This is a genomic window from Bartonella sp. AC158YNML, assembly GCF_042196725.1.
Classification (GTDB): domain Bacteria; phylum Pseudomonadota; class Alphaproteobacteria; order Rhizobiales; family Rhizobiaceae; genus Bartonella.
Genome location: NZ_JBHIQU010000005.1, coordinates 109,006 through 134,547, shown reverse-complemented (window position 1 = coordinate 134,547; position 25,542 = coordinate 109,006). Strand labels below are relative to the sequence as shown.

General features: G+C 39.4%; 20 protein-coding genes and 1 pseudogene. 6 read left to right on the top strand and 15 right to left on the bottom strand.

Translation table 11 applies throughout. The features are described from left to right. Positions 1-180: 180 nt before the first annotated feature. Both ACFIM1_RS04535 and ACFIM1_RS04530 read left to right on the top strand, forming a co-directional pair. A complete protein-coding gene (locus tag ACFIM1_RS04535) occupies positions 181-546 on the top strand; it encodes a hypothetical protein (RefSeq protein ID WP_375609352.1) in 366 nt (121 codons plus the stop codon). Positions 547-590: 44 nt separating this feature from the next. Further along, positions 591-1,040 carry a hypothetical protein gene (locus ACFIM1_RS04530; protein ID WP_375608199.1) on the top strand — a complete coding sequence of 150 codons (450 nt, stop codon included), beginning with the start codon at positions 591-593 and terminating at the stop codon, positions 1,038-1,040. A gap of 796 nt (positions 1,041-1,836) precedes the next feature. Here the strand turns inward: ACFIM1_RS04530 and ACFIM1_RS04525 are convergent. The 14 genes from ACFIM1_RS04525 to ACFIM1_RS04460 form a co-directional block, all read right to left on the bottom strand. After that, positions 1,837-2,592 carry a DUF4167 domain-containing protein gene (locus tag ACFIM1_RS04525; RefSeq protein WP_375609351.1) on the bottom strand — a complete coding sequence of 252 codons (756 nt, stop codon included), beginning with the start codon at positions 2,590-2,592 and terminating at the stop codon, positions 1,837-1,839. Positions 2,593-4,185: 1,593 nt separating this feature from the next. Further along, positions 4,186-4,629, bottom strand: coding sequence for a hypothetical protein (locus ACFIM1_RS04520; protein ID WP_375608197.1), 444 nt, complete (start codon positions 4,627-4,629; stop codon positions 4,186-4,188). Positions 4,630-6,532: 1,903 nt separating this feature from the next. After that, positions 6,533-6,679, bottom strand: a complete 147-nt coding sequence (locus ACFIM1_RS04515) for a hypothetical protein (RefSeq protein ID WP_375608196.1) — start codon at positions 6,677-6,679, stop codon at positions 6,533-6,535. A gap of 209 nt (positions 6,680-6,888) precedes the next feature. Next, positions 6,889-7,302, bottom strand: coding sequence for a hypothetical protein (locus ACFIM1_RS04510; RefSeq protein ID WP_375608195.1), 414 nt, complete (start codon positions 7,300-7,302; stop codon positions 6,889-6,891). Positions 7,303-8,581: 1,279 nt separating this feature from the next. Then, positions 8,582-9,586, bottom strand: coding sequence for a phage tail protein (locus tag ACFIM1_RS04505; RefSeq protein ID WP_375609350.1), 1,005 nt, complete (start codon positions 9,584-9,586; stop codon positions 8,582-8,584). Then, positions 9,583-10,722: a tail fiber domain-containing protein gene (locus ACFIM1_RS04500; protein ID WP_375609349.1), complete on the bottom strand. Its 1,140-nt coding sequence runs from the start codon at positions 10,720-10,722 to the stop codon at positions 9,583-9,585. The genes ACFIM1_RS04505 and ACFIM1_RS04500 overlap by 4 nt, the downstream gene beginning before the upstream one ends. Next, positions 10,719-11,171 carry a hypothetical protein gene (locus ACFIM1_RS04495; RefSeq protein ID WP_375609348.1) on the bottom strand — a complete coding sequence of 151 codons (453 nt, stop codon included), beginning with the start codon at positions 11,169-11,171 and terminating at the stop codon, positions 10,719-10,721. Before ACFIM1_RS04495 ends, ACFIM1_RS04500 begins: the two co-directional genes overlap by 4 nt. Before the next feature lie 405 nt (positions 11,172-11,576). Then, positions 11,577-13,040, bottom strand: a complete 1,464-nt coding sequence (locus ACFIM1_RS04490) for a hypothetical protein (RefSeq protein WP_375607022.1) — start codon at positions 13,038-13,040, stop codon at positions 11,577-11,579. Positions 13,041-13,820: 780 nt separating this feature from the next. Next, positions 13,821-14,516, bottom strand: coding sequence for a hypothetical protein (locus ACFIM1_RS04485; RefSeq protein WP_375607023.1), 696 nt, complete (start codon positions 14,514-14,516; stop codon positions 13,821-13,823). A gap of 83 nt (positions 14,517-14,599) precedes the next feature. Beyond that, on the bottom strand, positions 14,600-15,718 hold the full coding sequence (locus ACFIM1_RS04480) for a N4-gp56 family major capsid protein (protein WP_375607024.1): 1,119 nt from the start codon (positions 15,716-15,718) through the stop codon (positions 14,600-14,602). A gap of 274 nt (positions 15,719-15,992) precedes the next feature. Beyond that, positions 15,993-16,769 carry a hypothetical protein gene (locus ACFIM1_RS04475; protein WP_375609347.1) on the bottom strand — a complete coding sequence of 259 codons (777 nt, stop codon included), beginning with the start codon at positions 16,767-16,769 and terminating at the stop codon, positions 15,993-15,995. 289 nt (positions 16,770-17,058) lie between these two features. After that, positions 17,059-18,882: a portal protein gene (locus ACFIM1_RS04470; protein WP_375609346.1), complete on the bottom strand. Its 1,824-nt coding sequence runs from the start codon at positions 18,880-18,882 to the stop codon at positions 17,059-17,061. After that, positions 18,882-20,243 (bottom strand): PBSX family phage terminase large subunit, encoded by a 1,362-nt coding sequence (locus tag ACFIM1_RS04465; protein ID WP_375607027.1) that lies wholly within the window; start codon positions 20,241-20,243, stop codon positions 18,882-18,884. Before ACFIM1_RS04465 ends, ACFIM1_RS04470 begins: the two co-directional genes overlap by 1 nt. Before the next feature lie 1,161 nt (positions 20,244-21,404). Further along, entirely contained in the window at positions 21,405-21,734 is a 330-nt protein-coding gene (locus tag ACFIM1_RS04460; RefSeq protein ID WP_375609355.1) for a hypothetical protein, read from the bottom strand. A 795-nt stretch (positions 21,735-22,529) separates the two neighbouring features. On the opposite strand from ACFIM1_RS04460, the gene ACFIM1_RS04455 reads away from it, so the two are divergent. The 4 genes and pseudogenes from ACFIM1_RS04455 (at position 22,530) to ACFIM1_RS04440 (ending at position 24,605) form a co-directional block, all read left to right on the top strand. Continuing rightward, positions 22,530-22,898, top strand: coding sequence for a helix-turn-helix domain-containing protein (locus ACFIM1_RS04455; protein WP_375607028.1), 369 nt, complete (start codon positions 22,530-22,532; stop codon positions 22,896-22,898). 512 nt (positions 22,899-23,410) lie between these two features. Next, positions 23,411-23,608 carry a hypothetical protein gene (locus ACFIM1_RS04450; RefSeq protein WP_375609345.1) on the top strand — a complete coding sequence of 66 codons (198 nt, stop codon included), beginning with the start codon at positions 23,411-23,413 and terminating at the stop codon, positions 23,606-23,608. Between the two features lie 455 nt (positions 23,609-24,063). Further along, entirely contained in the window at positions 24,064-24,228 is a 165-nt protein-coding gene (locus ACFIM1_RS04445) for a hypothetical protein (protein ID WP_375608190.1), read from the top strand. Between the two features lie 78 nt (positions 24,229-24,306). Then, positions 24,307-24,605: pseudogene (locus tag ACFIM1_RS04440) on the top strand (helix-turn-helix domain-containing protein). A gap of 273 nt (positions 24,606-24,878) precedes the next feature. Here the strand turns inward: ACFIM1_RS04440 and ACFIM1_RS04435 are convergent. Beyond that, positions 24,879-25,022 (bottom strand): hypothetical protein, encoded by a 144-nt coding sequence (locus tag ACFIM1_RS04435; RefSeq protein ID WP_375609344.1) that lies wholly within the window; start codon positions 25,020-25,022, stop codon positions 24,879-24,881. Positions 25,023-25,542 lie beyond the last annotated feature (520 nt).

The following is a 25,542-nucleotide window of genomic DNA, read 5'->3' as shown; positions in this document are numbered from 1 at the left end:
CACTTGGGAACTGCACTTGGGAACTGCACTTGGGAACTGCACTTGGGAACTGCACTTGGGAACTGCACTTGGGAACTGCACTTGGGAACTAAAAAACTTTGAAAATGTTTAACAATGAAGAAGCCCCTAGGCTGACAAATTGGAGTTCACACTGTCAACCACTCATTTGGAAAATAATTTATGAATCCCCTTGTTTTTATCCTCTTATTGGTTTCATGTACGGATGATTTTAACAGTTGCTATTCAAACAATACAATGGTTAAAACTTACCCAACAGCTCAAGCATGTGAACAAGCCATGGTACCATCCACAAAAAAATTTGCCTTTTATGGACAACAAATTTTTGCCCAATGCATAAACGTACACCCCAATTTACATCAACAAGAAGTAAAATTGATCTGGTCTGTAACAAACCATGGAAATTTCCTGCTTAAAAGTCAAAACGTCAATGACAAGAAACCCAAAGACCACAAACAAGACATTTTACCAACTTCGCTTCCCCTTGTCCGTTCTTCCTTCACAAACCTCTTGCACAAAAAATTTTAAAAGCATAAACCCAATCAAATCTCAAAAAATAATCAATGAAAGACATGATGGATAATACGCCTATGCCCCCTTCAAATGACCATCACGCAGAGCAAATTTCTCTGCCTCAAGATCTCCCCTTAGATCCTGCTGTAGAACGGGTGAGAAAAAAACTTATGGGTTTAATGATTATTTCCGTTTTAATAACGCTCTTCCTTATTCTGACCGTACTATTTTTAATTGTTTATAAAGTTATCGCAACCGGATCAGCGCCAAAACAAACAGAGCTATCTTCCTCTCTCAGCAAAAATCCACACGTTATCCATCATACGCTCTCCTTACCGGAAAAAACACAAATTTTGTCGCAAAGCCTCTCAGAACACAATATTGTACTGAAAATTTTAACCCCTGATGGACAAACAAAATTTATGATTTACAATTACCACACCGGTGCACTGGTCTCCGTTCTTTCTGTTGAAACAACACAAGAAATATCAACGACCATGCCTCATTAAGCAAATCAACATCACCACAAGCGCTTACATAGCACCCCTGAAGATTTAAACATTTTCCTCGGCTTCAAGATGCGACCACTTGGACAACGGCAGATTTTTCTCTATATCCCCTCACCTCATTGAGATGAAGGAGCAACCTTTTAGTCAATGCATCCTCATTCTTAAGAAAACGGATATTTCCTACAAAAACTCAAATGAACGTGTGAGGAATACACCTTCTTGAGTACAACAATTCAACATATTGATTTATAAGAACCATTTATTTTCAGGCCAAACGAGCGCCTCAAATACCGTAAGATTCTCTCATTTCAACTCTATTCATGGATGAAGTTCATTAAAATCATTTCCTCACACATCACAGCAAAAAGTACATGAATAAAAATACCTCTTATAAACGATTTCAAAAGCCAAAAGAAAAGCTTGCAACATTGATAATGAAAGCAATAATGCCCAACTTGCACCTTTTATTAAGCAAACATGGCTGATATTACAGCATTCATGGGTACCGTCACGAAATGGTCTTGAATACATTGAGAGATATCAAACACAGGTGCGAATAAACAAAGAAATCAGTTCTTCAGAAAAGAACGCCTCTAAAAAATACACAGATATGGTTTCCTCTGTATCCCCTTTACCTATTGCCCAGTAAAGAGACAAGCTTTTCTGCCGACTCCCTTTTCAGTTTCCGATATTAACCATGAAAATTCAAAAAAGTACAAGAGGCTTGAGCATATACAATTGACCATCATGCATACCAACAACATCACCACAAGCGCTTACACAGCATTCTTGAGGTTTAAACATTTTCCTCTGCTGAAGGTGTCACCACACGACGACGGCGGATTTTTCTCTGTATCCCCTCACCTAATCCAGGCAAAGAAGAAACCTCTTCTGTTGATGTTGATGCATCCCCATTGCTAGAGCTTTCTGACGTTGCAAGTGAAAGCTCAAGAGATGATTCGTCTTGAGTCCGAACAGTACGTCGACGGAGAGAACGACGCGTTTTTTTGACAGGTTCAACCTTTTCCTCAGAGCGACAGTGCTCTTGATCCGTTTTCTCATCCGATAGAGCCTCTAAAGCATTTTCACGCGCATCCCCATTTTGCGCTTTGGCATATCGGCCATTCCCATTCTTTTGCGACGGCATCTGTAATACATCTTGTAATATATCTGTATCACTTGTCTTGCACTCGACAGCATCTTTTTTTTCACCTTCAGTGTTTATTTCGCTGTACTCTTGCTCGTTGTTTTCATCACGATTCTCATCACACCGAATAGATTGAGACATTTGCCCCGCTGCCGCTAAAATAATACGCAAATAGTGTTCTGCATGTTGTAGATAGTTCTCTGACATAACACGATCACCAGCACCTTGTGCATCACGTGCAAGGCTTATGTATTTATCGGCAATTTGCTGAGCATTTCCGCGAATTTTAACATCCGGACCGCTACTTTCATAATTACGAGACAACGGGTTAGGACCGCGACGATTATTATTACCATTATTGTTATTATTGCGACCGCGTACCCGTCTATTTTGTTGTGGCCTCATTTTTATCCCTTTTTTGGAGTGTATATCTTGATTGACTCTTCTTCATTGCACTATTTTTGATAATACTGATTACATTTACCATACGGTTATCAAGCTATCCGTGTTTATTTCACTCAAATGAACCCTACTGATATTGATAAAAACATATTTTTTTTGAAAATCACAAAACAGCAGGGAAATCGTAAATCAAAAATTCCCTTTTTTTCTGTCAACCAGCAGAAAACTAGTGATGTTCACGTAAAATGCCAAGTGTTTTTTTTAAAATAAACCATATTTCACTAAAAAAATAATTATCTTGTGGAAAACAAAAAGGAGAACACACATACACCATAGCTGACAAAGGAGAAACCCCATCAGAAAATATAAAAGCCACCCTTTTCTGTTTTAAAACCACCGCTCCTAAAAACGCCGATATTCTCTTCCCCCTCATGCCTTTAACTCACAAGCACTTATATCCCAACGAGTCACTGCACGAACCTCTTGATTTGATGATATATAGCCTCTTTTCACTGCTAAAGCAACCCCTGGCGAGCGATAATCCACGACCGCCTCACAAAACCTCTTAATTTTTATAGATAGATTAAGATGAAGCATTATTCAAGCCCTATAATGACTAAGAAATCAATCTTCTTTCCAAAAAAGACCAACGATATGATCCCTTTTTGTTTTAATCCCATGAAACTTTTAAAGGAATCAAATCGTTTGATTGACAACAAATTGAGCCTAAAAGCTAAATATTTAAATATAAAAAACAGCAATTTATGAGAAAAAACGCCCCATATGTCACACTGCTCTAAAAATCAGATTCTTCCCCCCAAAAATGGTCCTTTAAAGTTTACAAATTAAGAAGAGCATAACGGATTCCCTCTCCTCTATTTTCTAATAAGAAAATCGAAATTACAAAACAAGCACATTTGTAAACCCAGCATATATAACCGCAGCATAGCATTTGACGTATAGAGTAGCCTTGAATATTTATAGCCTTTCAAAGAAAGATTTCTTTCTTGTTTGTTCATGTTTATTGACTCCTGCCCTCAAAGGACGCAGCCTCTTAACCAACGTCGGTCTATAAACAATCCGAACTCTTTATCAAACACGTTCTCCTTGGCTTCCCACACATGTGATTCATTTAAACGAAAGATTCAATAAATCGACGAAGATTCACCACGCACGAACACTCCAATATTTCAAGAAGGTATACATGCCTTATGTCTCCACACCGTCATTATATTTGCCAGCTCGTAGGTGTTGCTATAGCCCTTGGCACCTTAGGATGGTTCATTATAGGCATTTTTAATCCTTATCTTATACAATTTTACCACACACCAGCCTCACTTATAACGAAAAAGCAAGTGATTCTGATTGTTTTTAAGATAAACAAGTTTGAAATAAGAGAACCTTACGTTATTCAGGTCTCTAATTCAATATGAATATCGCTAAATTATCCACATAAATCAATTCATTGCATATTAAAGAAAGTGCGGTACAACAAGATAAATAAATCACTCTTCTCTTGGTATAGAGACAGGTAATAATCAGGAATTTTTATCTTTTCATCCAATTTCGCAATCTTTTAACTTTCCGTATAAAAACTTAAAAGTAATTGCGCCTTTTACCTTGTTTATTCTCTCTTTCATTGAGAAAACAATCTCGTAAGAGAAAATAATTTCCATCCCCCGGCCGTACCATCATCAAACATTGTTTTTTCGCAGTATCAGAAAGCTTATCCCACATTTCACGAATAGCAAAATAGGCTTCACTTTCTAAATTAAGGCAGTGCTGATAAACTTCTTTTTTCATCTCGGGCATAACGGAAGCAGAAATTTCCTTGCAATACACACGCAGATCAAAGACAGGAATAGCCAATTCAACAGACGCTTGTTCTGTTATTTTTTGATGAGAAGAAAAATAACTGACTGCCTTTGCAACAGCAAAACACAAAATCACTATACAAAAAAGTATCATGCAAACAAAAGCAATCTTGCGATACAATCTTTTGAAATAAGCATTTTGCCTTGCGCGAATTCTTTTTTCCATAAAGACTATATCCTTTAACATCCCTAAAGAAGCTTTTACAGCAAAAAATGATAGAAGTATCTGTGTACATAATACAAGTTATAACGGCAAACGATCAATACACTTATATAAAAAGGCTCTCTTTTATCGTATAAAATTCTTGTGAAAAACTTTTCTCATCCCCTTTATGAAAAAAGAGAGATTATCATTTTCTCCCACCCTCTTTAAAAGACAAAGATTCTTTATCCATACTGATCTGTAAACAATGAAGCTACTCTTAAGGAGAAATCTACTTATCTTTCTCCTTGGGGCTCCCCCTTGACTTCCCCTTAAGGCTCTTCCTCCCTTAGGCTTTTTCTCTTGGATTTCCCACGCATGTGATCTCTATCACCATCCCTCAACAAGCGATATTTCATAAGGCGTTATGGACAAAAACGTGCCACCTCCCCATAGTCATTACACACCGAACAAAAAACTCTCATGTGCATTTACATGAGTCCCTACAGAAAAAACGTCCCTCATATTCACCCCACACAAACACCTCATGTATAAAATCTTACACGCCTTATACCACTGCCCCTCAAAGGGCAGTGGTGACAACCGGAAGAGATTATTAATGTAAAAGGTTACACGAAGAAAAAATGGTTTTTCTGATTGATTTCTACAAACCCTGTTAAAGACACTATGCATTTTGGATCATCTGGCATTGATGAGAAGACTCCCTCGCGTGCGCCCGCATTTTACGCATCGCCCCCTTATCTCTCTCCATCAAAGGGTAACAAAATTATTTTTTACTCTTCCACAGTCCCCATGATAATCAATGCAAAGAAACGAAAACTGCCCCCACATTTTTGCTTTGATTCCCTATTGGAATAAAAAACGCATAAGAATTTAGAGATTTCACAACAACAAGAACACACAAAATATAATGATGAGAATAATATCCAAAGCCACCTCAATGACAACGACATAGCACCCTTGGCTTCTAGACAATAAAAAAGCCGCGCCTTTAAATGACGCGGCTCATGAATAGAGATATAACTAAATAAAATACAAAAGAAATTAATAATGAATACTTATACACAAAACGTATAATATTGCAAGCTTTTTAATTATATTTATAAAACTTATCCAAAAAGAATATAAATAATGAGGGATAACAGCCTTTTTTTATTTCATTCATTTAAATGAAAAAAGCTTCTTGCCTCTCTTATGGCTTTAACCATATCAAGCATAATGCCTTCGTATTGAAAGGAGTCTTTTGTAATAACGATCTTTCTAAAATCAAAACGTATCAAATAAATCAAAACACTTTCGTATCTTTATCTCAATATAATCCAAGAGCAAACGTATAGTTTAAGTACATCGCTATAATAAACCCCGTTCTTTTACATTTGTAAAATCTGGTTTTTCTTGACATGCGTCCACCACTTCAAAAAATGAAGATTTTTCAGCCAATCAGATCTATCAATAGTCCGGATTCTAGCGGGGTTCATTTAGCTTCCCACGCATGTGATTCCCTTAAACTTCAAGTCCGAAAATATGCCCTCCTGAATATTCAGCACGCCCAAAAAACACTTGTATCAAGAAAACTTAATATCACCACACCTCAAAGGAGGGTGTTTTATGGCATAATTTTACAGCATCACAAGATAAGACAAATAAACAAGCACTTGTAGTCCACTGTCTGATAAAAAAACAAGCACACCTTTAGCCCTCAAGCCTTCTCCAACAAGCCATCATTTTTCTTTTTTATAAGAAAGTTCAATGATAGATATTCTCCCCCGCTTTAATCTATTTTGGCAAATACACTTTCTTTTTTATGAGGCTTTTGAGCAATTAAAAAGGCGACAAACGGCTACTTTTCTCTTTAAAAAAGCGTAAAAACAGTAAATTTCTTATAGATTTACGATCATCAAACGCCCTATCCAAAAGCTTTTTCAAAGTGTTGCAAGATTTTATTTTTTGCAATTTTTTTGCCATGCGTTTCTGCTGAGGCAAGACTTCTTTCTTTGTAGGCTTTAAAGGCTTGCCCATAGATTTTAATAATGCGCCCTAATTTCTCCAACAACGCATGATAAACTTCCCTACAACAATCTTTCTCTATTTGTGAAATATGTTTTTCTTTTAATAAATTTTTACCTTTTTAAAAACATCTCAAACAGGGTGCAATTCCAAGACCCACCGAAAATATAAATAGGAAAAGTTTATCTGATATATAACTTCAACAAATGCATTTTCATTGCGACCAATCACTCTTTTCTATTTTTCTTCTTAAAACTAAAAAAGAAATTTTTTAGGAGGATGAATTATGAAACCTTCATGAGCATTGATGTGTATTTCTGGTACCTTCTGTATTTCTGAAACAAAATTTTCCCTATCCACAAAAGATGATTCTATTTTAATTTCTGATGTCTCCGTCTTAATATTGGGGATAGTTATTTTACCGCTAACAATACTATTGATATTATCTTGATCCTCTTCTTTCGCCTTTTGTTCGACATTGGTAAGATCTAGAGCATTTAATTTTTTTTCTAAAGCATCCACACGCTTTGAAATTTTTGTAATATCTTCATATGCTTTCTTCAACAATGCGTTTAAAGGAGCATGTCCCATTCTTCCGCTAGCATAAAGAACGACACGAATACATTCAGGATCATCAATATCAGCAATAGAAAATGGAAAAAGTGCCATTATATCCCCCTTTTTAATAAGCTAAACAGCCGTTGAGCATTTGAATATCTTTTCTCTTTGCACGGTTCTTTAAGAAACCTCAGACAACCTCAGACAACCATATGAAAGGCTTTTAAAAAAAATTTCCTCATCGAAAATTTTTACCTTGCATGCTGTGTCAACCTTTCCCCAAAGGACAAAGCCCACACCGGTCTTTAAATAATGCCAATCAATAAACAATAGTTTGTAAACAATCTGGCTTCTTATCTAACAGATTTAACTTGGCTTTCCCCTTCAAATGCCTCTTTGTAATGTATCCCTATTTAGAGTTACTCTACAAAAAAAACACTGCTTTAGGAATACTCACAGACGAAAAACACCCTATGCATAAAATTTTAACCGCATCTCAAACAATGGTATTTTACAACACAACGGAACAAACTATTGTCTTACAGATTTTCTCGTATCACTCTCATCCTGTTTCAAGAAGTTTCCTGATAAGCACAAAATGCCATCTCAGAGAGTTCAATGCCTCACCATACGTTACAACGCATCACCAACCTGCTGCTTCTAGCCAACAGTACACCCATTTTGAAAGCAAAGAGGAGCCTTTTTTCCTACATGCTTTGCCAAAAAAGGGAGTGCTTCATTTTGCCTTTTCTCGCTTTAAATAAACATATCCGTTGACCTCTTCCCACCACCCTCAAAGGACAAAGGTTTTAGCCCCACATCGGTTTGTAAACAATCCAACTCCTCTGAAGGAGCTCCATATCTGCTCATTATTTATATGATTCACTTGCATAATACTTAACCAAGCAAATCCTCCCCAGAACAGTTGCTAATGTATTAAATACTTTAAGCTATCTTACTGATATCACCACCTTCAATAATAGTGTTTTAATGACGGTACTTTACGCTATAATAGGATAAAATTATCTAGGGACTTTTTGTCATCGCACAGCAGCGGTTTAAACCCAGCACTTGAAACAATGGATCACGATACCACAAGAGAGAGGCATTTGGGATAAAATCTTTATTCCTCAGCAAAAAACGCCATGAATAAAGAAAGTTTTTTGTTCTTTCCCTACCTTTAATAATCACTGTCTTGATCCTCTAAAGAACAATAGGTAAACTCACCTTTAGGCATCCAACAAAGGCAGCACAAAAAATAAAAGAATAAAGAGAGTTGAGTTTTTTTCTAAAGCGCCTCAAAACTTTCTGCACAATATATTCTATAAGACTTTTTTCATAACAAACATTTTGCAAGCATTTTTATCTTTCTCTCACACAGCTTTCATTCTCAGGCTTTGACAGCATAAACCACCGCCACATTGACAGGACGTGTTTCATCTCCCCCTGTTTTTTGCAACAAGACCTTATGTTCATGCTCTCCCGCAGGACCTGTCAACAAATTTTTATTGTAAATTTGAGCCAGATTTCTATAATATTCACCGTGATTCATATCCCAAACTACCTTTTCAATCATGGGGTAACTATGCTGGTGGTTACCTGTTGAATCTGTTTTTCCTTCATGGGTATGAGATTTAAAAGACTCTTCTTGTCGACTTCCCAAGCGACGTCCTTTATCAATTGCTTTTCCACTATCGAGCCCTCGTAAAAACATTCCACGCAAATCGGGAACATTGAATGTTGTTCTCCCATCTCCTTTTCCCCATGTTTCTCCCAAAACAGCAAAGAGATTAGCATAGTTCCTTCGCGAATATTCTTTACCATCACAGAGTAACCATCCAGAGGGTATTTTTTCTGTAGCAAAAGTCCCAATAAATCCAGAAGAAAAAGTTTCAGGCAAAGGAGGAAAGGGAGGGATTTCAGGAAGTTTTATAGTAGGATTGGTTAAAAACCAGCCATCAGCATTTTTTCCGGCAATATCATGCGTATAGACGACTTCATAAAGCCCCCCCTTTTGAATTTCCTCCCCTTTTAAAGGCATGATACCCTCTGGCGTTGCCATATAAGTTGGTCTTGGAAGTAATTGATTCAAAGAAATATTTGTCTTTCCTCTATTGACGCCTTGTGCTTTAAAGCGCACAACAATGCCATCCATATAAGTCTCAAAAAAAGACTTTGTTGCCAAACGAAGTGATGTCCTCTCGTTTTCCACATCGACAGTAAACTGTGTTTCAATCCCGCCCCCATTATCCAACAAATATTCTTTGATGCGTTGCATCATAGCGCGAGCACTATCATTGACTGTGCTTGGCGGTTGCCCTTCTGCCCAGTTTATACTTTCATCGGCATAAGCATTTTCTGATGCAACAATTGACCAATCATAAATCGAACTCATAGAAGATACTCTTTTTTCAAAAAGGGAAAACGAGCAAAAAATGAAGAAAAGAAAGCCGCAACTTTATTTTTAGATGCCGGTATTTTTTCCATTTTCACTTTTTCCATTTTCAAACCTATTTTGTCATAATCAACATGCAATAACTTTGTTTTTGCATTGACATAAACAGCTTCAGGCTTCACACGCAACACATCTTGCGCCATAACGCCCTGATAACGTTGTGGATTTCCTTTATAATTAAAGGTATAAAGTGGATATCCCTTTTTCTGCCCCACAGGGATAATATTTTCTTTTGCTCTCACATCACAAAGCCCTAAAATTCCTCCGACCAATCCAAGCACTTGCTGCGCATCACGCAACGGATCTTTTGTCACAGAAGGTATTGTTGTAGATTTTCCTGAAGTTGTTCCGTAATTTCCAGCGGCCTGTGTTCCTACCTGTAACAAGCGTTCTAAGCGATTCCAATCTTGATTATCTTTTTCTGACCATTTTTGGCGCTCCGCATCTAAGACATTTTGACGATTCATATCTTGAATCATTCCTCCTTTCAAAGCATTGCTTTGCGCATTACTCTGTCCTTGATAATAGCTATTTGCTGCATTAACCTGATCCTGCTGAGAGCGATCAATCATCTGGTTCGCGTTCATCATATTATTAATATCTTGATTATACTGCTGTACCGCAGCATTTGTTGCCAAGGCGCCTAACTCATCGGCCAGCACACCAGTATGAGCGCCAGAACCATAACGTCCTGCCCCAGACATAGATTGATTAATCGCATCAGAAGTTTTATTCAGAGCATTTTGCAATGCAGTATTAAATTTACTATTGCTTCCAATCCAGCTTCCCTTAGCCATACCGGAAAGATTTGTAGCGCTGTTGGTTGGTGCATTCAACCATTGCGTTACCGTTGGATTATTATAGAGCCCTGCTGCTTGTTGTAAACCAGTTAGCGCATTTTTTGTCATATCGCTAAGACCGGCAACTCTCTCTCCCTGATAAACGTTTCCGCCAATTCCTTTATTATAAAGTCCAAGCGCGTTAGCACTGGCTTGTTTAAGAATATCAGCGGCCCAAGCGGGTGGTGCATTTGTTTGTGTTGTTGTCTGTACTTGAGGTGTTTTTTTTCTACTCATGAACCCAGAACCTTTCTATATTGAATAAGATTACGAGAATATCCGTGATGAGCGAGCTTTTTCGCCCATCCAGTTCTTCCAAACATGTGCATTTCGTCCGCATTGATTGTTCGCGCCCATTTTTCGACTTCATCAATCAACTTGACCAATTTCAGCCCTCCCTCTCCCGCAAGATCTGAGAGAACGACGCATTTTTTTCCCGTATGGGTTATTTCAACTTTGGTAATTGCAAAAGCACTAAATTGGATTTTATTTTTTAAGACCAGCCACAATTGTGCTTGTCCTGTAGCGATTTCTTCAGCAATTTTTTCCAGACAAACATCATCCGGAAAGCGCTGCGCATATTTTTTCAATGCAGCATTGAATGCCTCTTGATAGGGAGCTATTTTTTCCCATGGCCACTGCTCTGTCAGATGAGCAGAATATAAATCTTGACTCTCAAGCATCATAATTTGGGCTCTTTTAGCTTTGTCACCCCCTCTTTGAGCAATACGCATCCCCATACGTACTTCACGCGTTCGTGCTTACCGCACAACTTTCAAAAAGAAGAAGAGAGACACCACAACAAAAAAGAATTCCCCATCATCCCTTGTAACAAGAAATAGGGAATACGCCATTCCTACTTTATAGAAACCATGGTGCAGCCTATTTTTCCTTTATTGCAGAAAAGCATGAAACATAACGCACCACATTGTTCTTCATACTATAAAGACACGGCTTATCGCATTGTGCCTTTGTTTATAAAGGCTTGGGAAGCCTATGGGGCATTTGTTCTTTAATAATAGAGGCTTTGAACCTATCGCATGGTATTATAAAAGGGCATGCCTATCGCATGGTATTATAAAAGGGCATGCCTATCGCATGCCGGCAGACGTCAATTCCACATCAAATCCGGTGACATGAGTCCAATTCACCCCTTCAGGAATACGCAATTTAAAGCGATAAAACCGTGCCCTTGCGCGACAATGAATTTGTCCAGTATTATAAGAGGGTTGTTTTTCTGGCAACCAAACAGTTTCCTCTTCAAGAGATTGTCGAAAGCGCATTCCCACAGATAAATAAAACTTTCCACTATTGACCTGAGGCATAATATTTTTCACGCGTGTTATCATGCCATTTGTCTGTCCCATTTCTTGTGATATCACCACACAAGCCATAGGACACCCAGAAAACGACCCCAGTCTGCCCTGTTGATCAAATGCCCCCAGCATAGGTGATTCATTTCTCCACACTTTACTATCAAGAGAAAAGGACAAATCGTCAATATTCTTAGTCACAAAATCAAGACCTTCTAGAGTTGTTCCGGCTAAGAAAATAGGCAATATCATTTTGATATCGACGAGAGCTTTTGTCCATTTTTGCAATCCCCAATCATAAATGAGCAAGATCCGTTTATGAATGTTCTCATCAGAATCAACCATCCAATAAACACGATTATACACCCCATCGATAGCAGCCGACAGGGTGTACAGATTATCCTTCCTTGATTTTGCTGTCATCGTTCGATCCACTTTTTCGAACCCAATAGGGATAATCTGTCCCTCATTTGTTATTTGATAAAAACCGCCCTCATCGGCAAAGAATGCTAAATCGCCCCGACAAACGATTGATTCAGCATTTTTAGCGCCTCGTTTATCGTGGATTTTTTGGAAACTAAAAATAATCTTTGATCCAGGGATAAAAGAACCGGCATAGATTGCAGAACGCATAAAGATAATTGGATTTGTTGTCTCGGTTGCCCCTTGGACGAATCCGCCATCAGGAAAATCTTGATAATCACAACTTTTTTTCCCCACGGTCCAAAATTCAGCATCATTCAATCCAGACCAATGAACCCGTCTTGGATTTTCGGTTAATTTCATCAAACAAACGAAATCTCCCCAGATTCGAACAATCCCCGCCTGTGGCGGATTACCTCCCAAATTTCTAAATGTTTTATCATGGTTAATATCGATCACTTGTGGTCTATCATTGGCATTAACAGCAATGATCAAATCACCAAACAAAGCAAAAGACCACGGAGCATCGATATTAGCAAGATAAGATTTTCCTTTTTGGCTAATATCCCTCCACTTCATTGTTGTATTATCAAGCAAGTAGATTTTTTCTCTTGTCCCAGCAATAATAGAAACCCCATTTTTTGTTTTAACCGCAAGAGCGCCTAAAATTGGCTCCGGACAAGGCTCTGATAAAGGTTCAAAACTTGGCATAGGAATATAGGAGCCATCAGCTGGAAGCACATTAACAAGTTCATCAGTAAAAATTCCATTGATATCCGCCACATCGGGTCGATAATCAGCGATTGGGAAAAAAGCCATCAAGACCCCCATAAAATCTTTGAAGAGCCCAGTGCCATTCAAGACACCAAGGCTTATTAATAATAAAAAAACTACAAAAGCCCTTAGAACAAAACTCTAAAGGCATAAAATTTAAGAAAATAAACAACCTTAGGTTGTTTAATGCATCAAAAAAACGATACCATCAATAATAGCCACCCCAACGCCATCCACCAGCGCCAAACCAAAATCAACTGCCCGCAATCACCCACAATGACGGGGGAAAAAGCCATTAAGGCCCCCATAAAATCTTTGAAGAGCCCAGTGCCATTCAAGACACCAAGGCTTATTGATAAAAACTATAAAAGCCCTTAGAACAAAACTCTAAAGGCATAAAATGCAAGAAAATAAACAACCTCAAGTTGTTTAATTCATCGAGCAAAATGTGACCATAAAGAATGGTGGAGCCCAACGCCATCCACCAGCGCCTAACCAAAACCAACCGTCGTCACCAATCCCCATGATTGGGAAAGAGCCTTAAAACCCTTCATAAAATCTCTAAAAGAGCCCAGTGCCATTCAAAACACCAAGGCTTATTGATAAAACTAACCATAAAAGCCCTTAGAACAAAACTCTAAGGACATAAAGTACCATAATACACAACCTCAGGCTGTCTCATTTATCGAGCAAAATGTGACCATAAAGAATGGTGGAGCCCAACGCCAAACACCAGCGCTTCACCATCAACACCCAACGCGCATCCAACCATAAAGGACAAACCAACCTTCAACGCCCGCCATAAACGATTTCGAAAAAAGCCTTTTAAAAACGCATTGGACGAATTTTTGAAGAACCTTTTCGACGCGATGTTTCAATACGCAAAGCTTGAAGCTGTTCTTGAAAATCTCTGAAAGAAACGGCGGCATATTCAGGATCTTTAAGGATATTTTTATACAATTCATATTTTGCCCGCGCTTTAATAAGATCAAAAGCATGAAGCAACCAAGGATTATCATCTTCTCTCAGCTGTTCATCCGCAATATGAATAGGAGCATACGAGAGCTTTACGGTTTCCACATGTTCTGGTGTTGGAAAGAGACCTATTTTTTGATCAAGGTACGTATAAAAGAATGGCGTTCCCAGTACAGGATGCGCGCCATATTGTTGATGCAACACTTCCAAGGGCTTAAAAAACAATTTTGTTGGTGTTTCATCGTTTGTTGCTAAAAAGACGCTCTCTAAAACCTTTTCTGATTTAATACAAATTCCCTCTTCTTGCCCATACCATGTTTTACCACTTTGTGTTTTAAACGTCCTTTCTCTTTTTTCATTAAAGAAAAAGGGTTCGCGTTCACACAAACGCAAAGCCGTAAAAATTGAATCTTGAATTTGCAGGGAATATTCCGCTGTTGTATCGTCAATTTCATCTTGAATAAGCGCGACCATATAAGCAAAAGTTTTAGAATGGTCTGAATGTGTAAGGTTTAGATTTTGGGGATCAGTGGATAAAGTGGTCATAAGCCTGTCCTTGTTTCTGGAAGCATTTTAAATTTTTCCCCCAACAGATCCCTCTTGTTGGGGGAAGAGAGCAAACATTCGCTTTAAGCGGGCGCTCCATAAGTTGGGATGACGATAGTGCCAAAATCCTGAGCCCCTTGCGTACTTCCTGGCAAGGTAAAGCAAGTTTTTTTCATACCGATAATGGTTTTTGCCGCGACCCCGAATTCTCTTTCATAGTCGAAGAGTTCTTCCACCAATTTATAGCGTGTTGCTCCTCGATCTTTACCAAAAGCAATCACAGCACTCTGCGCACCAAGCAGAACAGCCCGCCGCACATTTGGTACAGCTTTATTTGCCGTCCCAGATTCAACCCCTTCGGTAATATGTTCAGCTTCGCGTAAAACCACACCATTATACATGCCCAAAGACCCATCATAGAGCGGATTTTTGATACGACTTCCACTATAGATTGCCTTAGTAATGTCGAGCCATTGCCCCGCATCTGTATTAGTTCGCAATTGCGTCACTTGGGTTGGGTGCAGATACAGCACATAGACATTTTCGCCATCAATCCGCACAGGTCTAATTTTAGGATTTGCCAATTTAGCCCGTTCGACAGCTTTATCAATGAGCTTAAGATCAAAAACATCGCCTTCTTTTAAGTCCTCATCTTTTGCTTTATCGTTAGGACGTACCACGCGTTTATTGGTTGGTGCCGTTGGCGCATTAAACCCATAATGGACAGGTTTAAGAGTAATCGTACGTCCCTCAAAGTTAATAGCTTTTGCGGTATAACCACACACTTGAATGAAGAACATCATACTCAGACGATCTGCATACCAATCAACCAAACCATTTTTTGCCTCGGTGCGCAAATCATGGAGAATTCGTTGCTGATCAATTGTTCCCTCATTTTTGACACGCACAGCATGAACGAGTTCATTAATTGCCAAGCGATCATTGAGAAACTGTAAAGCTTCTTCATTGCCTTCCAATGTCTGCCCTTCACTCACCCCATCGCCTAGCAACTGCACACGCAAATTAAAGCTAATGGCATCCCCACTTGCTTTCGTGGTTTCATCCTTTAATTGTACGATACTGTTTGAATCATTTCCAATCAACGGTGCAATTGGAAGTGCTTTTGAGACTTCTTGGTTTAATAATTTAGACCATGTGCGCACTGCCATTGGGTCATTAAGTCCGATATAAGTTACAGTCATTTTGTCCTCTAAAAGTTTTATTGACATAAAAAACCCGGCAAAGCGCCGGTTGTTAAAACACCACATTTTATTTCAAATGGTGAATAGTTTGTTCGTGAGTTTTATCTAATTTCTGTTAGCGTCTGCCTCCTCCTTATAAGAGCTCTCCTCACCGCATCCGTGCTTTGAGAAATCCCCACTCCCCCCGCCCCTGTTCCCTCAAAAAACGCCTGCCACCTTCACGCCCCAAAAGCCGCTCCACGTTCCCGCAAAAGACCCTGCCACATTTTTGTTTTTAAAATTCTCTTCCCCCCATTAAACGATTAAAAGCAGCTTTATTTTTAGGATCAGCAACCCAAGCGCTAAATTCTGCTTCTGACATTTTATCAAGCATATCCAAAGAAATCGGCCCATTTGGCGTTAAACCGTTATAAGCAGCAAGAGTACGCGCAGAATTGTGTCTTTCCTGTAAATTTTCATCCATGTTATTGGGAACATTTGTGTAGCCAATTTTTTGTGCAATCGTGTAAATCACTTCAGCAGGGTTTTGATTTTTTTGCGCACAATCGCGCAAGATCTGCTTCAACTCATCACCAATTATCGCATCAATATTTTGGGGATCTGCCATCTCAGGATAGAGCGAAGCACAAGCAGCCAACTGTTTAGCCCGCGTTTCATAAATAAAATCGGCGGCTTGATCAAAATCATGATGTTTTTGTTTAACACTGGCAACAGACTGTTGATAGAATGCGTGCAACTGTTCTGCTTCACAAACAGTCGGTTTATCTTGGGGTTTTTCATGTAAAAGCCCTTGTTTTTGGAGTGTTTTTCCCAACCATTGCATATAGCCCATAAAGTCTTTTTGTGGATCTGGTGGAACATCTTCTCCTCCTTGAACCTCTTTTTCTACCTTTTGCGAAGAGGACTGTTTTTGATGCGTTTGCCCTTGGAAATTATCTTCAAGAGTTTTTTCTTCTCTTGCAATTTCACCATCTTCTCCCTCTTGTGTTGAGACCAGAAAATCTTGTTTTAATTGGTTTTGTTCTGCCGGCGTTAAGTGTTCTTGATCCATGACATTAGCCTTTTCTTTTTTTTAACAATAAAATTAAATTTTTCAGATAAAACAGCCTGTGAGCATTTATTCCCTCAATGCTCTCCCATCACTTGGGCTCCACCATTCCCCACCATGTTCACCCCACATAACGGCAAGACTCCCTCTCCACCCTGTTTTCCCCAACAGGAATAGTCCCATAAAACAGCTCTTCGAAGATAAAGGAAGACGACATTATGCTATGGAAATTGTATCGATAAGCAATTTCTGGTAGATGGAATTTATCAGAAGTCGCGCATGACAAAGCGTCCTATTGTTGAGCCTTTACTGTCTGCAACATCTGCATTATCTGCTCTGTTCCCACATTACCCCCCATCTGTGCTGAGGCATTTTGCTCTTCTTGGAGAGCGTTTTGCGCCTTTATAGCGATTTTATGAATGAGTGAAGCGGGTAAAGGCGAATAGCGTAAAAGATCGAGCATAATCTCTGGCGTTGCAAAATTTTGCATCAAAGGAAGCAATTGCATGATCAATGCAAAAGTACGCTCTTTTTCATTAAGACTTGTTGGCGCATCATCCACGACAATATCATATTCCAAACTTGTCACCATTTCGCGTGTCAGTGGAACATATTGAGCATTTTCATCCCCGGCAATACGGACCAACCGCCCATCGGAGAGATAATTTTGAATAAGATAGAGAATAATTTTTCCCTGTCGTTGCCGATATCGACGCAACCCATCAAAAAAGGAAGCCAAAAGATTAAGTGACGATTGTCGCCGTTGTTGTTCAAGAATGCCAGGCTGATTGACAGCTCGCGTCCCAATAAATTCAGAAGACAATCCCGTCACCTGTTCGAGAGCACTCTTTGCTTCATTAAACAATTGAAAAAAACCTTGCGGAAATTGCGCCACGGGTTTAGGCTGGATTCTTCCGCCAGAGACAGCCCCACTTTTCAACCAAGTAATACTATCGGCTCTAGCCCAACTCTCGACGGCTTGTCGATCATCATCAAAAGCATCGCGTTCTGCCATAATGCCGCCTTTTGATTGGCTATTGAGCAAATGCATTACTTGACTAAAATATTTGTTTGCCCACCGTTGCGGATCTTTTGTTGGCTTAACAATTCCGTAAAACTGTCGGCTTAACTTATCAAAAGTACCGGTAATACACTCCCATCCCAATTGATTGGGTGGAACCAAGGGCTTATCAGGCGCTTCGAGCAGCTTTCTGCCCAAAAATGCCCGTTTGACAATTTTTTTGGTCAACTTTGTTGCTTGAATATGAGGAAAGGTTTTGCTTAAATTTTGGAAATCCTGCTCTGAATAATCGATAAATTTTCCACTTTGCGGCTCAAGGACTTTATAAACCACCTCGCGTTCAAACCAGCGACATTCTGCCAATGTCACCATTTTAGGACGTTGATAACAGCTTGTCTCTTCTCCCTCTACCTGATAACTTTGTGTTATCCCATTGCTGGTTGGCTGTAAAAAGCTCTGATGTTTCACCCAATCAGCATGAAGATCGCTCCAATGAACATTTGGAAACATTTGCTGCGCTACGGCAAGAGGTTTTTCATCAATATACCATAAGCGTTGAGCATCAATGAGATTAGACTTAACAGCACTTGCATCCCACACCATTTTCATAGGGTCCAGCCGCGCAATGATTGGTTTTCCTTGTGGATCTTGTTCATAATCAAGGCGTGTATCTGTCCAGCCCATGCCGCAAATAATTGCATCTTGAAAGGCATCGGAATCTTCGTATTCGCCGTCGGCTTCATCGCGAAACCATTCGGCTGCTCCTGTTAGAATCTGATTAGCAAAAGCTGCACCTTCTTGTCGTGGAATAAATTGGACTTGTCTTTTATTATTGCGCTCAGCACCGATCACAGCATTAATTAAAGGTGCAATACGGTTAAAAGTCATCACCGGTCTGTTTTGTTCGTGCAAGACGGCAAGGTCTTGCTCATTCCATTGCCGCCCATTATAAAAATCGTAATCTTCTTGGGCATTTTTTCGCCATTTTTCGACATGGGTAATATCATCCTGATACCAACCCACGAGTTTTTTAAAGAGAGCTTGATTTTCAAGCGTTTCGATTTGATCAAAAGAAGAATTTGTAGACATATTCATTAAAAAGCCATCCATGAAGTTTGAGAATGGTGAGAAGAGCGATAAGTTTTTTTTCGCACTCTAGCATTTGGTTGTTCATAAGCCACACACATCAGTCCAAAGGCATCGGCCCCATGGCTAGCCCAATCATGTTCAGCCCCTAGACCAATATTGCGCTGTTCATCACGCTTTTCATGATACCAGGCGAGCGCTTTTCTCCCCGCAGATGTTGTTTCACGATTAAACCATAGTGCAGGAAACAACCGCCTTACGGCTTCGATACGCATTTTAACAGCGCCTGTTCCTTGATTAGGAATTATTTTGGTTTGAAAACCAGCTTGTTGAAGAGCACTTTCAAAACTCACATTATAGACACGATCTTTTGTTGCGCCATCATGAGGCAAGACCATAAGAGCCTTATCATATCCCTTTTGAAAGACCCACCCCACATGCTCTGAGAGAGGTTGTCCTTGGGCTTCATAATAATCAAGCACTCGGATTTCCCTTCCAACAAACTGCGCCACCCACAATGCGGTAGCATCGGCCTTTGCGCCTGTTCCCCCAATATCCCAAAAGATTCTCACCTGCATCAAAGGGTCCCGTGGAACAGTGGTAATCCGCCCTTCCATCTCGGCTTCGAGCAGACATTTCTGATAATAAGCGCCTTGCACAGCTTGGAGATATTCTCCTTCCCAAATATGGTTATACTGCTCTGGTCTTTGCTGTAAATCGTCCATTCGATCACGATTGAGTTTTTCAGGAAATTGCGGATTATCGCGCCAATTGATTTCCACCCCTTTGATATGAGGATTATCGACATTTCGGAAACGTTTTTCCACGGGTGCATTTTCATGACATGGGTTCCATGTCACCCATAATTCTGCATTCCAATCTTTTCCTTCTTCGCGCAAAGTTGGAATAAGTGTTTGCCAAGCAGTTTCTGTCACGGGCTCCGCCTCATCCACCCAACAAAGGAAGACGCGCCCCATTGATTTAATGCTTGCGATATTGCGATCAAGCCCAGCAAAGACATAGACAATCCGTCCATCTTTTGACTTAATATATTTATCGCCGATTTCATAATAGTCTTGTAAAAAAGAATAAGCTTCGATAGCGCGTTTAATTTCTTCCAACGAACTTTCATTAAGAGAATTTTGAAATTGCCTTGCACAAAGGATAATACCGCGTTCTCCAGCCATTCCATGGCGATATCCCACCACGGCCGACATCAAAGCAAAAGAACGTGTTTTTCCAGAACCGCGTCCTCCCCAAGCGGCTCGCACATCGGCATTTCCAGTAAAAACAGGAATAAGCTTTGGAATAAGAGCTACTTGAGCCGTTTTCTGCTCAATTTTTTGAGAAATTTTCTGAACCGTTGTCATTATAAATTTTCATACTTTAGCAATAATTGCGCTGCACCCTTTTGCTTATCCCAAGTTTCATTATCCCAGAGCAATTGAACGAAAAACGCCCTTCTCAAAAGCAGCGCTTTATCTTTTCTTCATCGCACATGTTCAATAAATTTCACTTTTTTACATGAGATCCCCTTGACTCCACCTATATGCCCCAACGTCCTTATCCCCCCAAAGATCATTATCTCCCCAAAGGTCCCTATTTCCCCAACACACCCCTCAAACACCGCGCCTGTCATCCCCCAACCACAAGCACAGTATCCCCCCAAATCATAGCCTCAGCACACGCTCTCAGGCATATCCAAAGCCCAACATCCTCCAAGACCATGCCTCTCAAGCATCACCAATCCTCACACTTTATCCCCCAAGATACCCCCCACCAAAACACATGCATCCCGCAAGCATAACACTTCTCTCAAGTTTCATGCCCCTCACCCATCAAAACACTGTTCCATATCCACCACACAAATACCCTGCACCAAACCCTCCAGCACACGGGCCCTTACGGCATCATTCACCAAAGCCCCTTCCCAGTATCACGAGCGCCTACAAGCGCGATAGCCTCCGCTTCAATCCCCTCAAGATAGGCAATCACTAAAGCATCCCCCTTCCAAGACATCACCCCACATCATCCACCTCAACCTAACATTTTTCAATATCACAAACCTCAGTTATCGAGGTATCACACTTCTCCGGTTCAGTATTTTTGGGCTTCACTGGTACAATCTCAATACGCGAAACTGCTTTAACATCTCCCCCATTTCAATAACGAGAAAAGACCAAACCTTCACCAGAAATCCAAAACAGCAAATATCATCAAGCACTCCCCAACATCTTTCAGGTATCGCGCCCCTCACACATCGCCATAAAAGCATCTTGCCCTCGCCGCTTCACACAGACCACCCCAGACACCATATACCCCAAAAAACACCATATGCACCGAAGTCTCCTCCAGTCCACGTCCTCATGCATCCCCCACCAAAGCCCAACAACTTCACAGCTCACACGCCTAAAGCACTCAGCCCCTCACCGCAATTTCAATCATAAGCTTTCAGACAAACACCTAGCATCCCCGTTCAAAGACAATATCCCTTAAACATCATATGCCCAACCCAATATTTTCTCGTAGCTTCAAGCCTCAATAACCAAAGGATCAGGCTTCTCCGGTTCAGTATTTTTGGGCTTCACTGGCACAATCTCAATACGCGAAACTGTTTTAACATCTCCCCCTGCTTCTCCCGTAACCTGAAGAGGCAAGACTTTTGCCAGCAGCGAAAAAAAAGGAACAGGATTATTCAACGCATGATATTGAAGATAAGACACCAGCCCATCCTCACCATAGTGATATCCAGCCTGCTCAGCGGCTGTCAAAAGAGCTTCATTAAATCGCTTTGTTGTTTTATTCAAAGTTGTTTTTTTACGCCCTTTTCGACGTAAGGGAAGACAATGTTCATCTACCATCATCATGTTCCTTCCAACTAAAGAAAAACCAATACTTCAAACACAAAAAATGACATGAAAATCAGCAACAAAATTTAACAAGCCATCAACAATAAAAAATGAGACCACACCCTAAAAGACAAGAACCCACATAAAGCCCAAATCCTCCGCATAATTTTACAGATACACGTTTTTACGCTTTTCCATCTTTACAGAAAAAAACCAAATGAAACGCCCACATCACCACCCCACGCAGCTCTGTAAACACGGATTTGTCAACAACTCAGCTTCTCACTCTAACGGATTCCCCTGCTGATTATTTCATATGGCTATCTCACACTTCAAAGAATGGTGTTTCATCAAACACGCCAGATAAACTCTGATCTACAATTCGACTTCAAAAAGCAAATTTTCCTCTGCTAAATAAAGCTTCCACCCCGCACCGGTTTTAAACTATAATCCAACCTCTTACCCAATAAATTCCCCTACTAACATCAGATTACCGCCCCCAAACATCCCTATTTTACAGTATAACCGTACAGCAAACATTTTAATTGTTCTTGCCAATCTTCCGAAACTACTTTACTGATAGGCTTGTGTTTTTGATCGTCCACGCAACGGTCAAATAGGGAGTTGAAAACCCGAACGCTCGGTACATAAATTTATCCCGCTTTGCGGATATCCCGGAATTCCGGGAGTTTTTGCTATGTCCAAGTGCTTTTCAGCACTAAAAGCAAAAAGCTGATCCGAGTGTCAGTATTTTCAACCTCCCGGAATACTCATGCGAGGGCGCTCGCAACCGGAGGGGAGCTTGAAGTGCAAACTAAAAATTCACATTTCAATGATATTTCAATAGGCAAAAGAATCCGTCACAGACGCATTTCAATGGGGCTTTCTCAAAAGGAATTAGGAAGCCATTTAGGTGTCAGTTTCCAACAAATCCAGAAATACGAAAAAGGTTTAAATCGTGTAAGCGCGGGGTGTTTGCTCGAAATTGCCAAAAAACTAGAGGTTCCTATGAACTTTTTTTATGCAGACCTTTTAACAGCAGATATTCCCACAAAGGAAAATCTCTCACACCACGATCAAGACACCTATAGCGAAAAAGAACACGCCCTTTTAAAAAACTTTAGAGAACTCAAACCGAAAAAACAAAAAGCAATCTTGTGGTTGATTTCTGATTAAGTAAAAGCCCATATAAAGCCCAAATCCTCTGCTTCATTTTACGGATACCATTTTTACGCTTTTCTATATTTACAGAAAAAAACCAAACGAAACCTCCCAACCACACCCCACGCAGCTCTGTAAACGCTGATCTGTCAACAATCCAGCTTATTGTTTAGCGAATCCTATTGCTCATTATTTCATATGATTATTACTATCTCTCAAAGCATAGTGTTTTATCAAACTTTCCAATTCAGCCCTAAAATATTCATCCCCCACGGGCGCAAGAAACGCCTTATTAAATTATAATGCCCCACAATCACCGCCCCTCAAAGAGCAGTGTTTGACAGCATGATAGGATAAAAATTCAATGGATAAAATAAACTTGCGAAAGCAAAAATCTTTACCGTTAAAAATCTTTTTTTCAAAAAATCTGAAATTGTGGCCGATAATAAGATTGTGAAAACATCCATTACACAACAAAACTTATCAACTCTGATACAAATAGAACAGAGGTCATACTTACAATTCATGTGATAGAAAAAACAAATGAAGAAAATTTTATAGAAATCTTTGCTGATGGAATTCAAACAGTTTTTAATTTATCTCATACAGATCATCGTGCTTTAGTAATTGTTTTAGAAGAATGTCAAATAGAGCCATCCTCTACCAAGTCAGATATCTCATCTAATGAATATCAAACAGATCTCAAAGACTTTACAAAAATATGACTTGTATCATTTTTCGTATTGTATATATTATAAGCCATCTTAATTTAAGCGCGTGAGGGGAAAATGATATCAAACTTACAAACAAGCAAAAAGGCATTAGTTCTTTTGCTTTTATGGCTTCGTGGTCCTTTAAGATTGATATTAAGTATTATAGTGATTATGGGGTTTATAGGATTGCTTACAGTTCCTATTATGATATTATCAATGGGTTTGTCAAAAGCACTAATAAGCATTGCAATTTGGTCGTTTATATTAGGTTTTGGCTCTTTCCTTCTAATTCTCTCTTATGATAGATTTATAAGATATTTACCATAAACTGTTTCCGTATTTTCCCATTAACAATGCTAATAAAAAACAAAAGATCGCGATAATTCAATCTGTATTCCAACGCAATAAATCATCTCATACCTTGGAGTAATGATATTGACACATACAATGTTTAAAGAGGGGTAAAAATGAAAAAAACCATTTTATTATGCATAGTTATATTAGCTGTAGGATTTAGTATTACCGGTTGTGGTAAAACTGAAGAGGGAAAGCGTCAAGCCAAACAAGAAGAACAAGCTAAAAAGTTTTTTGATGAAGAATTAACCTCTACAGATCGTAATCATGCATTTTAAATAAATGCCCTACGACAATAAAGTGTGAATTTTGACTTCCACCCCTCACCTCAAAGGACGAAGACTCCATTCAGCGCCATTCTTGTGAACAGTCCAGCTTCTTCTCTAGAAGGCGTCAGTTTTCAACAAATCCAAAAATACGAAAAAGGCTTCAATCGTGTAAGCGCAGAACGTTTACAAGAAATTGCCAACATCTTAAAAGTTCCCATTACCTTTTTTATGCCGATATTGCGATAAAAGCAGATATTCCCACAAAGGAAAATGCTCTCCCCCATGATCAAGACACCTATAGCGAAAAAGAACACGCCCTTTTAAAAAACTTTAGAGAACTCGAAGCGAAAAAACAAAAAGCAATCTTGTGGTTGATTTCTGATTAAGTAAAAGCCCATATAAAGCCCAAATCCTCTGCTTCATTTTACGGACACCGTTTTTACGCTTTTCTATATTTACAGAAAAAAAACCAAACGAAACGCCCACATCACCACCCCATGCACCACTGAATAAACACTGATCTGTTCACAATCCAGCTAGCTTATCCAGCGGGTTTTCTTATTGATTTCAGATCACCACACCTAAAAGAGCAAAAATTCCTATAAGTACGAGTCGACAATTCCACTTCAAAAAACAGATCTCCCCACTGGATAAATCTTCTATCCCGCACCAGTTTGTAAACTATAATCCAGCCTCTTGCCAAACAAATACCCCTTATTGACTTCACAGATCACCGTTTCATTCACAAACGCGCACCCTAGTTCTCCATATTCCATACCATGATAAAAGCATACACAAAGCATAAAACCCCATCTCCTTTTTTACAGTTACACGTTTTTACGCTTTTGCGTATTTACTCTTTTACATTTTTATAAAACGAGCTCCCTTTACGCACACAATGCATCCTTGACCTCATTCCTCAAGCAAAACTGCTTATAAAGAATTCCTTTTTCATCCAATAAAAGCGCCCCTTTTTCAAAGAGCATTATTCTCGAGCAATGGCAGCTTTCTTAAAAATCTCTCTTAAGAGTGCACAAAAACTTATTGCTTATAGGATAAATTTTTCTCGATTCTTCTAAGGAAACATCCATTACAACTCATATCTTCCCCCCACTATACTTGGAAACATCTGATCTGTATTAATGTCCTGCTTTCCATGGAAATTTGACATCAGACACGAAATCTTTTTATGAAAGTTTTTTCCCTTTTTACGATGTTTTTTCACCAGCCTTCTCAAAGCTGTTTCCTAAATTTTTGCAACCGCTAAGCTTATAGGATTTAATGAGAAAGTTTTAGACTCTAGAAAGAGTTCAACAAATCAGA

Excerpts from the sequence above, each read along its gene's own strand:
- ACFIM1_RS04535 (WP_375609352.1), top strand. The coding sequence starts at position 181 with ATGAATCCCCTTGTTTTTATCCTCTTATTGGTTTCATGTACGGATGAT.
- ACFIM1_RS04530 (WP_375608199.1), top strand. The coding sequence starts at position 591 with ATGATGGATAATACGCCTATGCCCCCTTCAAATGACCATCACGCAGAG.
- ACFIM1_RS04525 (WP_375609351.1), bottom strand. The coding sequence starts at position 2,592 with ATGAGGCCACAACAAAATAGACGGGTACGCGGTCGCAATAATAACAAT.
- ACFIM1_RS04520 (WP_375608197.1), bottom strand. The coding sequence starts at position 4,629 with ATGGAAAAAAGAATTCGCGCAAGGCAAAATGCTTATTTCAAAAGATTG.
- ACFIM1_RS04510 (WP_375608195.1), bottom strand. The coding sequence starts at position 7,302 with ATGGCACTTTTTCCATTTTCTATTGCTGATATTGATGATCCTGAATGT.
- ACFIM1_RS04505 (WP_375609350.1), bottom strand. The coding sequence starts at position 9,586 with ATGAGTTCGATTTATGATTGGTCAATTGTTGCATCAGAAAATGCTTAT.
- ACFIM1_RS04500 (WP_375609349.1), bottom strand. The coding sequence starts at position 10,722 with ATGAGTAGAAAAAAAACACCTCAAGTACAGACAACAACACAAACAAAT.
- ACFIM1_RS04495 (WP_375609348.1), bottom strand. The coding sequence starts at position 11,171 with ATGATGCTTGAGAGTCAAGATTTATATTCTGCTCATCTGACAGAGCAG.
- ACFIM1_RS04490 (WP_375607022.1), bottom strand. The coding sequence starts at position 13,040 with ATGGCTTTTTTCCCAATCGCTGATTATCGACCCGATGTGGCGGATATC.
- ACFIM1_RS04485 (WP_375607023.1), bottom strand. The coding sequence starts at position 14,516 with ATGACCACTTTATCCACTGATCCCCAAAATCTAAACCTTACACATTCA.
- ACFIM1_RS04480 (WP_375607024.1), bottom strand. The coding sequence starts at position 15,718 with ATGACTGTAACTTATATCGGACTTAATGACCCAATGGCAGTGCGCACA.
- ACFIM1_RS04475 (WP_375609347.1), bottom strand. The coding sequence starts at position 16,769 with ATGGATCAAGAACACTTAACGCCGGCAGAACAAAACCAATTAAAACAA.
- ACFIM1_RS04470 (WP_375609346.1), bottom strand. The coding sequence starts at position 18,882 with ATGAATATGTCTACAAATTCTTCTTTTGATCAAATCGAAACGCTTGAA.
- ACFIM1_RS04465 (WP_375607027.1), bottom strand. The coding sequence starts at position 20,243 with ATGACAACGGTTCAGAAAATTTCTCAAAAAATTGAGCAGAAAACGGCT.
- ACFIM1_RS04460 (WP_375609355.1), bottom strand. The coding sequence starts at position 21,734 with ATGGTAGATGAACATTGTCTTCCCTTACGTCGAAAAGGGCGTAAAAAA.
- ACFIM1_RS04445 (WP_375608190.1), top strand. The coding sequence starts at position 24,064 with ATGAAAAAAACCATTTTATTATGCATAGTTATATTAGCTGTAGGATTT.
- ACFIM1_RS04435 (WP_375609344.1), bottom strand. The coding sequence starts at position 25,022 with ATGCTTTGTGTATGCTTTTATCATGGTATGGAATATGGAGAACTAGGG.